This is a genomic window from Chromohalobacter sp. HP20-39 (genome assembly GCF_033052815.1).
Lineage (GTDB): Bacteria > Pseudomonadota > Gammaproteobacteria > Pseudomonadales > Halomonadaceae > Chromohalobacter.
Window position 1 is genome coordinate 1 of sequence record NZ_JAWHTP010000711.1, and the last position, 269, is coordinate 269.

A 269-nucleotide genomic window follows, 5' to 3' on the forward strand; every position below is an offset into this window, starting at 1 on the left:
CTCGCCGTTCACATAGGTGGGCGTCTTGCCGCCGATGGTGACGGTCACCGCATCAATCGAACTCTTGCCGTTGTCCGCGTTGATCACCAGTTCACCACAAGTGGCCTGCGGCTGTCCGGGCTGCTGGATCGGGCAACTCGATTGGTCCGCAGTCAGGGGAGGCACCAGCACCTTGATCTGAGAATCGCTCCACGACTGAATGATCGCGGGTTGGTCGCCAATCGTGACGCTGCTGTCCGGCCCTTGCGCACCGAACCCATAGTGGCGTG

1 protein-coding gene is annotated in these 269 nt (G+C 61.7%); it reads right to left on the reverse strand.

Going from position 1 to position 269, the window contains the following annotated elements:
* The coding region (locus RVY79_RS19800) for an IPT/TIG domain-containing protein (RefSeq protein WP_317466274.1) at positions 1-269 on the reverse strand (269 nt) is incomplete at both ends.